Source organism: Citrobacter sp. NCU1 (assembly GCF_010231475.1).
Lineage (GTDB): Bacteria > Pseudomonadota > Gammaproteobacteria > Enterobacterales > Enterobacteriaceae > Citrobacter_D.
In genome coordinates this window covers 26,367-33,477 of record NZ_NRDO01000101.1, presented here as the reverse complement: position 1 = coordinate 33,477, position 7,111 = coordinate 26,367, and the positions used below count along the sequence as shown (strand labels likewise).

Annotated in this window: 5 protein-coding genes; 3 read left to right on the top strand and 2 right to left on the bottom strand. The window is 52.5% G+C overall.

Features of this window, described 5'->3' with window-relative positions:
• Positions 1-118: 118 nt before the first annotated feature.
• Positions 119-1,561 carry a pyruvate kinase gene (pyk, locus tag CJP72_RS24245; protein ID WP_162383798.1) on the bottom strand — a complete coding sequence of 481 codons (1,443 nt, stop codon included), beginning with the start codon at positions 1,559-1,561 and terminating at the stop codon, positions 119-121.
• A gap of 92 nt (positions 1,562-1,653) precedes the next feature.
• Positions 1,654-2,523 carry a DNA-binding transcriptional regulator HexR gene (gene hexR, locus CJP72_RS24240; protein ID WP_162383797.1) on the bottom strand — a complete coding sequence of 290 codons (870 nt, stop codon included), beginning with the start codon at positions 2,521-2,523 and terminating at the stop codon, positions 1,654-1,656.
• 355 nt (positions 2,524-2,878) lie between these two features.
• On the opposite strand from hexR, the gene zwf reads away from it, so the two are divergent.
• From zwf to kdgA, 3 genes are all read left to right on the top strand, one after another.
• Positions 2,879-4,354 carry a glucose-6-phosphate dehydrogenase gene (gene zwf / locus CJP72_RS24235; protein WP_162383796.1) on the top strand — a complete coding sequence of 492 codons (1,476 nt, stop codon included), beginning with the start codon at positions 2,879-2,881 and terminating at the stop codon, positions 4,352-4,354.
• A gap of 234 nt (positions 4,355-4,588) precedes the next feature.
• Positions 4,589-6,400: a phosphogluconate dehydratase gene (edd, locus tag CJP72_RS24230; RefSeq protein WP_162383795.1), complete on the top strand. Its 1,812-nt coding sequence runs from the start codon at positions 4,589-4,591 to the stop codon at positions 6,398-6,400.
• A gap of 38 nt (positions 6,401-6,438) precedes the next feature.
• Positions 6,439-7,080, top strand: coding sequence for a bifunctional 4-hydroxy-2-oxoglutarate aldolase/2-dehydro-3-deoxy-phosphogluconate aldolase (gene kdgA, locus CJP72_RS24225; protein ID WP_162383794.1), 642 nt, complete (start codon positions 6,439-6,441; stop codon positions 7,078-7,080).
• The last annotated feature ends 31 nt before the right edge of the window (positions 7,081-7,111 follow it).

Sequence of the window (7,111 nt, the reverse complement as noted above, 5' to 3'; positions counted from 1 at the left end):
AGTCATCATCACGTTCTCCGGATTTAGGTCAGGAACGTGTCAACGCTATTCAGGATGGGTCAATTAAATAAAAAAAGCCTCTCGTCGGAGAGGCTTTTTACTTTCTGGGATCGGGAAATTACTCGACGGTCAGAATACGGGTTGTGTTAGTTGAACCGATGGTGCTCATCACGTCGCCCTGGGTAACAATCACCAGATCACCGGACACCAGATAGCCTTTGTCACGCAGCAAATTCACCGCTTCGCTTGCCGCCACAACGCCATCCGCCGCGCTGTCGAAATGCACCGGCGTAACGCCACGATACAAAGAGGTCAGGTTCAGCGTGCGCTCATGACGAGACATCGCGAAAATCGGCAAGCCAGAACTGATACGCGAAGTCATCAGCGCAGTACGACCTGATTCGGTCATGGCGATAATGGCCGTTACCCCTTTAAGGTGGTTTGCAGCATACATTGCCGACATGGCGATGGCTTCTTCGACATTATCAAACTGCACGTCGAGGCGGTGTTTAGAGACGTTAATGCTTGGGATTTTTTCTGCGCCCAGACATACGCGCGCCATTGCAGCTACCGTTTCAGCCGGATACTGACCGGCAGCGGTTTCAGCCGACAGCATAACGGCGTCGGTGCCATCAAGCACGGCGTTGGCCACGTCCATAACTTCTGCACGGGTCGGCATGGGGTTGGTGATCATCGACTCCATCATTTGCGTGGCAGTAATAACCGCACGGTTCAACTGACGAGCGCGACGAATCAGTGCCTTCTGAATACCGACCAGCTCCGGATCGCCGATTTCAACGCCCAGATCGCCACGAGCCACCATCACAACATCGGAAGCCAGAATGATGTCATCCATCGCATTCTGGTCGCAAACGGCTTCTGCACGTTCTACTTTCGCGACAATTTTTGCATCGCAACCCGCATCGCGTGCGAGGCGACGCGCATAGTTCAGGTCTTCGCCACAGCGCGGGAAGGAGACGGCCAGATAATCAACGCCGATTTGCGCTGCAGTGACGATATCCGCTTTGTCTTTTTCGGTCAGTGCTTCTGCAGAGAGGCCGCCGCCGAGTTTGTTGATGCCTTTGTTGTTAGAGAGTGGACCGCCGACGGTCACTTCGGTGAAGACTTTCATGCCCTGAACTTCCAGGACTTTTAGCTGTACGCGACCATCGTCCAGTAACAGGATATCGCCAGGAACCACATCAGCGGGCAGTCCTTTGTAATCGATGCCGACTTTTTCTTTATCGCCTTCACCTTTCTCCAGATTTGCGTCTAACAGGAATTTATCGCCGATGTTCAGGAATACTTTGCCTTCTTTGAAGGTCGACACGCGGATTTTTGGTCCCTGGAGATCGCCCAGAATGGCTACATGACGCCCCAGTTTTGCGGCAATCTCACGAACTTTATCAGCACGTATTTTGTGATCTTCTGGCGATCCGTGAGAGAAGTTCATTCGTACGACGTTCGCACCCGCAGCGATAATTTTCTCAAGGTTGTTATCGCGATCAGTTGCCGGGCCTAACGTGGTAACGATTTTGGTTCTGCGAAGCCTTCTGGACATGTAATACTCCGTTGACTGAAACAACTTGGTGTTGCGTGAACATTGATCCGGATATAACGCCGGATGACGAAAGGGTGTGCTTGTTATTGCTTTTAGCGGTCATCGCTCCTTATGAGCAGTTCTTTATCAAAACGCGATTCCTTAAGCGCTTCCTTGACGCGCTTCAAGTTATCTCTGAATTTTGCCCCACGACGCAAAGTAAATCCGGTTGCCAGCACATCTATCACGGTCAGTTGAGCAAGTCGAGAGACCATCGGCATATAAATGTCAGTATCTTCCGGTACATCAAGTGTAATCGCTAATGTGGCTTCGCGCGCCAGCGGTGTTCCGGCGGAGGTCAGCGCAATCACCATGGCATCGTTTTCGCGCGCCAGTCGCGCCAGTTCCACCAGACTTTTGGTTCTGCCCGTGTGTGAAATGAGCACAACGACGTCGTCATCGCTACAATTCATACAGCTCATGCGTTGCAGGACAATATCATCGGAGTATATGACCGGAACGTTGAAGCGGAAAAATTTGTTCATGGCGTCATGCGCCACGGCGGCAGAAGACCCGAGGCCGAAGAACGCTATTTTCTTCGCTTGCGTCAGCAGGTCGACCGCGCGATTCACGGCGGATTTATCAAGCGACTGACGGACATGGTCGAGACTGGCCATCGCGGATTCGAAGATTTTTCCCGTGTAGGACTCAACGCTGTCATCTTCATCCACATTGCGATTAACATAGGGCGTTCCATTTGCCAGACTTTGCGCCAGATGCAGTTTAAAATCAGGAAAACCGCGCGTGTCCATACTGCGACAGAAGCGGTTTACGGTCGGCTCACTGACATTCGCTTCCAGGGCCAGCGTCGCAATACTCGAATGGATGGCCTGGCCAGGGGAAGCAAGAATAACATCGGCGACTTTGCGTTCTGACTTGCTCAGATGTTCCAGTTGTACCTGGATTTTTTCCAGCATATTCATGATGTAGAAAACTCATGGTAACGACGATTTCTGAGATACAGGAAATCGAGAGGCAATTTTGTTAGATATTACCCCCGGGTGCCCATTAAGGGGGAAAAATGGATAGAATAGTTGTTGTTTTTTTTCATTACATGATCAGCGTCTGGTTTTAGCTGTTGGTTACGTGTGTGAAAACGACGACTTTTTTATCTGTTTTGCGGCTGAATATGCCGAAAAATGGCTGACCAGAGGGAATCGCACCGGTGGACACGTGTTTACGGTTTCCGGAATTACGTAAAAGCAGTACAGTGCACTGTAATAAAATTACAACTATAACCTGGCAGAAGTACCAGGATAGTTAACTGAGGAGAATGACATGGCGGTAACGCAAACAGCCCAGGCATGTGACCTGGTCATTTTCGGCGCGAAAGGCGACCTGGCGCGTCGTAAATTGCTGCCTTCCCTGTATCAACTGGAAAAAGCCGGTCAGATAAACCCGGATACCCGCATTATTGGGGTTGGTCGTGCTGACTGGGATAAAGAAGCCTACACGAAGGTAGTGCGCGAAGCGCTCGAAACCTTTATGAAGGAAAAAATTGATGAAGGTTTATGGGATACCCTGAGTGGTCGCCTGGATTTCTGCAATCTGGATGTCAATGATACGGCTGCCTTTGCCCGTCTGGGGAGCATGCTGGATCAAAAAGAGCGCACTACCATTAACTATTTTGCGATGCCGCCCAGCACCTTTGGCGCAATCTGCAAAGGACTAGGCGAGGCGAAGCTGAATGCGAAGCCTGCGCGCGTGGTCATGGAAAAACCGCTCGGCACATCTCTGGCCACCTCCCGCGAAATCAACGACCAGGTGGGTAAATATTTTGAAGAGAGCCAGGTTTATCGTATTGACCACTATCTCGGCAAAGAGACCGTTCTGAACTTACTGGCGCTGCGTTTTGCCAACTCCCTGTTTGTCAATAACTGGGACAATCGCACCATTGATCACGTAGAAATCACCGTGGCGGAAGAAGTGGGGATTGAAGGTCGTTGGGGCTACTTTGACCAGGCCGGTCAGATGCGTGACATGATCCAGAACCACCTGCTGCAAATTCTGTGCATGATCGCCATGTCACCGCCGTCTGATCTGAGCGCTGACAGTATTCGCGATGAAAAAGTGAAAGTGCTGAAGTCGCTGCGTCGTATTGACCGTTCAAACGTCCGCGAAAAAACGGTTCGTGGTCAGTACACAACCGGTTTCGCGCAAGGTAAAAAAGTGCCCGGTTATCTGGAAGAAGAGGGCGCGAATAAGAGCAGCAATACCGAAACGTTCGTCGCTATTCGAGTCGACATTGATAACTGGCGCTGGGCAGGCGTGCCGTTTTACCTGCGTACCGGCAAACGACTGCCGACCAAATGTTCTGAAGTGGTCGTCTACTTCAAGACGCCGGAACTGAACTTGTTCAAAGAGTCATGGCAGGATCTGCCGCAGAACAAATTGACGATCCGTCTGCAGCCGGATGAAGGCGTGGATATTCAGGTTCTTAATAAAGTGCCGGGTCTGGATCATAAACATAACCTGCAGATTACCAAGCTGGATCTGAGCTACTCCGAAACCTTCAACCAGACGCATCTGGCGGACGCGTATGAACGCTTGCTGCTGGAAACCATGCGGGGCATTCAGGCGCTGTTTGTTCGCCGTGACGAAGTGGAAGAGGCATGGAAATGGGTAGACTCCATCACTGAAGCCTGGGCGATGGATAACGACGCGCCGAAGCCGTATCAGGCGGGGACGTGGGGACCGGTCGCCTCCGTGGCGATGATCACCCGTGACGGTCGTTCCTGGAATGAATTTGAATAAAACTTCATCTATTACGAAGTTTTCATTTTACCGGTAACATGATCTAACACAGATTGTAGAATAATTTTTGCACTTTTAAGCCCCGCGTGGATTCACCCGCGGGGCTTTTTTTATTACACTGACTGAAACGATTTTGCCCCTGAGCTCCGGCTTATCAACGTTTCAGCATTGTTTAACTCCAATGAAACACTTTGATAATCCTGTAGCCCGGACAGATAAATTTTAGGAGCCTCTATGAATCCGAATTTGTTACGCGTAACACAACGTATTATTGAACGTTCTCACAAAACTCGTTCTGCCTATCTTGCGCGCATTGAGCAAGCGAAAATGTCGACGGTTCACCGCTCCCAGTTGGCGTGCGGAAACCTGGCGCACGGGTTTGCGGCGTGCCAGCCCGACGATAAAGCGTCGCTGAAAAGCATGTTGCGTAACAATATCGCGATCATTACCTCCTATAACGACATGCTTTCTGCGCATCAACCTTATGAACATTACCCTGAGATCATTCGCAAAGCGCTGCACGCGGCGAATGCAGTTGGTCAGGTTGCGGGTGGCGTGCCTGCGATGTGCGATGGTGTGACCCAGGGCCAGGATGGAATGGAACTGTCACTTCTGAGCCGCGAAGTGATCGCTATGTCGGCGGCGGTCGGGTTGTCACACAATATGTTCGACGGGGCATTATTCCTCGGCGTGTGTGACAAAATCGTTCCGGGACTGGCGATGGCGGCGCTCTCCTTTGGTCATCTGCCGTCCATTTTCGTGCCGTCGGGTCCGATGGCCAGTGGCCTGCCAAATAAAGAAAAAGTCCGTATTCGCCAGCTTTATGCCGAAGGGAAGGTTGACCGTATGGCGCTGCTGGAGTCTGAAGCTGCCTCTTACCATGCGCCAGGCACCTGTACGTTTTACGGTACTGCCAACACTAACCAAATGGTGGTGGAATTTATGGGGATGCAATTACCGGGCTCCTCCTTTGTGCATCCCGATGCGCCGCTGCGTGAAGCGCTGACTGCGGCGGCGGCCCGTCAGGTGACGCGTTTGACCGGCAACGGCAACGAATGGATGCCTGTCGGTAAAATGATTGATGAAAAAGTCGTGGTGAACGGCATTGTCGCGCTGCTCGCAACGGGTGGTTCAACCAACCACACTATGCATCTGGTGGCGATGGCGCGCGCCGCCGGTATTGTGATCAACTGGGATGATTTCTCCGACCTTTCAGACGTCGTCCCGCTGATGGCCCGTCTCTACCCGAATGGCCCGGCGGACATTAACCACTTCCAGGCGGCGGGCGGGGTGCCTGTCCTGATGCGTGAACTGCTGAATGCGGGACTGCTGCATGAAGATGTCAACACCGTGGCGGGCTATGGTTTATCTCGTTATACCCTGGAACCCTGGCTGAACAAGGGTGAGCTGGACTGGCGTGAAGGGGCGGCGAAATCTCTTGATAGCAATGTTATCGCCACCTTTGATAAGCCGTTCTCGCACCACGGCGGAACAAAAGTGTTGAGCGGCAACCTGGGGCGTGCAGTGATGAAAACCTCTGCGGTACCGGTCGAAAATCAGGTCATTGAAGCACCAGCCATTGTCTTTGAAAGCCAGCACGACGTATTACCGGCATTTGAGGCCGGGTTATTGGACCGTGATTGCGTGGTGGTCGTGCGCCATCAGGGACCAAAAGCGAACGGAATGCCAGAATTGCACAAACTCATGCCGCCACTTGGTGTATTATTGGACCGTTGTTTCAAAATTGCGTTAGTTACTGATGGACGGCTTTCCGGTGCTTCAGGTAAAGTGCCTTCAGCAATCCATGTTACGCCGGAAGCTTACGACGGCGGGTTACTGGCGAAAGTACGCGATGGCGACATCATTCGTGTGAACGGACAGACAGGTGAGCTGACGTTGCTGGTCGATGAAGCGGAACTTGCCGCTCGCCAGCCTCACATCCCGGATCTGAGCTCGTCAAGGGTAGGGACAGGACGTGAGATGTTCAGCGCGTTGCGCGAAAAACTCTCAGGTGCGGAGCAGGGCGCAACCTGTATCACTTTTTAAAACGAAAAATTTTGTAATCAGGCGAGAGAAAAACTCTGATGAAAAACTGGAAAACAAGTGCGGAAGCAATCCTGACCACTGGCCCGGTTGTGCCGGTGATTGTAGTGAATAAACTGGAACACGCGGTGCCGATGGCAAAAGCGCTGGTTGCAGGGGGTGTGCGCGTTCTGGAAGTGACTTTACGTACCGCATGTGCGATGGATGCTATCCGCGCTATTGCCAAAGAAGTGCCGGACGCGATTATCGGCGCGGGTACCGTACTGAACCCGCAGCAGCTGGCGGAAGTCACTGAAGCGGGCGCGCAGTTCGCAATCAGCCCGGGTCTGACCGAGCCGCTGCTGAAAGCGGCAACGGAAGGGACGATCCCGTTGATTCCGGGGATCAGCACCGTTTCTGAACTGATGCTGGGTATGGACTACGGCCTGAAAGAGTTTAAATTCTTCCCGGCTGAAGCTAACGGCGGCACCAAAGCGCTGCAGGCGATTGCGGGTCCGTTCTCTCAGGTGCGTTTCTGCCCGACTGGCGGCATCTCTCCGGCTAACTACCGTGATTACCTGGCGCTGAAAAGCGTGCTGTGCATCGGTGGCTCCTGGCTGGTTCCGGCCGATGCGCTGGAAGCGGGTGATTACGACCGCATTACTCAACTGGCTCGCGAAGCGGTAGAAGGCGCGAAACAGTAAGCGAAAAAAAGCCCGGTCGAGTACCGGGCGT